The sequence below is a fragment of the Bradyrhizobium sp. JR4.3 genome (genome assembly GCF_040547695.1).
Lineage (GTDB): Bacteria > Pseudomonadota > Alphaproteobacteria > Rhizobiales > Xanthobacteraceae > Bradyrhizobium > Bradyrhizobium canariense.
This window is the reverse complement of the sequence record NZ_JBEPQF010000085.1, coordinates 1-2,558: the sequence shown is the minus strand read 5'-3', so window position 1 is coordinate 2,558 and position 2,558 is coordinate 1. Positions and strand designations below refer to the sequence as shown.

Sequence of the window (2,558 nt, the reverse complement as noted above, 5' to 3'; positions counted from 1 at the left end):
GCTTGTGTGAAGGGTTTCGGATGCCGGCCGCATGATTGACGGCGCGGCACATTCGGGCGGCCGGCGTCCGAAAGCCTCCAAGGGAGGAAACCGCGCATGGTGGGCAGGACTGATGCGGCAGGCTCTATGGGGATTTGAGCGCTGCAGGCGAGCTTGGTGATGGAGTTCGAACCGGTGCAGCGCGCGGCACGACGCTGTCGCTATCATCGAATGGGCGGTGGACGTTGTCGAACGCGATCAATGATCGACGGATGGGCGACGACCGATGAGCGTTCGGGTGCGCTGCGCCGTGGCCGGTCGATGAGCGGCGGGCATGACGAACAGCTTTGCGGAATGGCCGATGCGCGGTCATGAGGTGTCGATCCTGATGGCGCTGATTGGCGCGGTCGATTGGCGGTGCGGCATTGCACCTCGCTCAAAAACCTCGATGACGATCATGCGGCCGCCGCAGCATGGACACGGTGGCTTGCCGCTGTCGACGATGGTCTCGGTCGGTTCATCCTCACGATCGCTGACGGCGAGCAGTTCGCGCGCGCGTGCGACATTGTCGGCGCAGACGCCCCGTGCGAGCAGGCCGTAATGGCGGATGCGGTGAAGGCCTTTTGGCAGCACGTGGATGAGGAAGCGGCGGATGAACTCGTCTGTGGCGAGCGTCATCCGCTTTTGCCGGTCGCGGCCTTCGACCCGATAATCCTTCCATCTGAAGGTGACATCGTGCCGGTCGAAGGCGATCAGGCGGCTGTTGGTGATGGTCACGCGGTGGGTATAGCGCGACAGATAGGCCAGCACGGCGTCGGGACCGCCGAACGGACGCTTGGCGTAGACGACCCAATCCGTCTTGCGCGACTCTGCGAGCAAAGCGGCGAATGACTGCGCCGCGGCGAGATGAGCGTCGTTGCCGAAGAAGCTCAGGCGCCCGGCCTGGTGGAGGGCGGCGAGGCGCTCCAGGAACAGCCGCCGGAACAGGCGTGAGAGCACGCGCACCGGCAGGAAGAACCCCGGCCGGCAGGACACCCAGCGCTGTCCGTCGGGCGAGATGCCGCCGCCCGGCACGATCATGTGCACATGCGGGTGGTGGGTCATGGCCGAGCCCCAGGTGTGCAGCACGGACGTGATGCCGATCCTGGCGCCCAGATGCTTCGGGTCTGCGGCGATCGTCAGCATCGTCTCGGCCGAGACCTTGAACAGCAGATCGTAGATGGCAGCCCTGTTGTGGTAGGCGATGTCGGCCATCCGAGCCGGCAGCGTGAACACGACGTGATAATATGGCACCGGCAGCAGCTCGGCTTGGCGGTCGGCGAGCCACTGCTTCGCCGCGGCGCCCTGGCACTTCGGGCAGTGCCGGTTGCGGCAGGAATTGTAGGCGATGGACGTGTAGGCGCAGTCCTCGCAGCGCGCGACATGGCCGCCGAGCGCCGCCGTGCGGCAGCTCTCGATCGCCGACATCACCTTCAACTGGTCGAGGCTGACACGGCCGGCATGGGCCTGCCGCCATGCCGGGCCACGGTCGCGGAAGATATCCGCAACCTCCAGAGCCGGACGAGACACGCCGGCCTCGCGTCAGCCGGGCGGCCGGGCCTCCTTCAGCTTGATCGCGATGTGCTCCAACGGGCTCATGACCTCGCTGATCGTCTTGGTGGCGACGCGGGTGTAGAGCGCGGTCGTATCGAGCTTGGCGTGACCGAGCAGAACCTGGATCACGCGCACGTCGATGTTCTGCTCCAAGAGATGAGTGGCGAAGCTGTGCCGCAAGGTGTGCAGCGAGACCCGCTTGTTGATCTCCGCCATCTGGGCAGCGGCGTGGCAGGCGCGGTTGAGCTGGCGCGTGGTCATCGGCTGGGCCGGATCGCGGCCAGGGAAGAGCCAGCCCTGTGGCCGTGCCGCCTTCCACCAGGCGCGCAGCAGATCGAGCAGGTGTGGGGAGAGCATGACGTTACGGTCCTTGCCGCCCTTGCCCTGTTCGACCCGGATGATCATCCGCTTGCTGTCGATGTCGGAGATCTTGAGCGAGACGACCTCGTTGGCCCGCAGGCCGGCGCCATAGGCTACGCTGAGCGCCGCCTTGTACTTGAGCCCCGGTGCCGCATCGAGCAGGCGCGCGACTTCTTCCGGGCTCAGCACCACCGGCAGCTTGCGCGGCTCGTGAATGACGTGGGTGTGCTCGACGATCTCGTTGCGCTTGAGCGTAACCTTGAAGAAGAACCGCAGCGTCGAGACGGTCTGGTTGATAGTCGGCACGCCAACGCCGCTCGATGCCAGATGCAGCTGGTAGCGCCGCACGTCCTCAAAACTCGCCGTTTCCGGCGATCGCCCGAGGAATACCGCGAAGTTCTTGACCCTCTGCACATAGTCATGTTGGGTCTTCGGCGCGAACTTGCGGATCGTCATGTCTTCGATCATGCGCCGCCGCAACGGGCTCGTGGCCTCGTCGGTCATGGGGATGCTCCTGTCTTGGGTGAAGGTTGCGAACCCCTCATCTCAAGACAGGACGCCTCGTTGCGCTATCCTCTCAGCCGCGCTGCCGGCCGTCGTGCCTACCGCGCGAGCGGTTTAGTCCT

At 65.4% G+C, this 2,558-nt stretch carries 2 protein-coding genes; both read right to left on the bottom strand.

What is annotated here, in order from left to right; translation table 11 throughout:
- Nucleotides 1-348: 348 nt before the first annotated feature.
- Nucleotides 349-1,548, bottom strand: a complete 1,200-nt coding sequence (locus tag ABIB91_RS41580) for an IS91 family transposase (RefSeq protein WP_354172968.1) — start codon at nucleotides 1,546-1,548, stop codon at nucleotides 349-351.
- Between the two features lie 12 nt (nucleotides 1,549-1,560).
- A complete protein-coding gene (locus ABIB91_RS41575; protein WP_198957609.1) occupies nucleotides 1,561-2,436 on the bottom strand; it encodes a tyrosine-type recombinase/integrase in 876 nt (291 codons plus the stop codon).
- Nucleotides 2,437-2,558 lie beyond the last annotated feature (122 nt).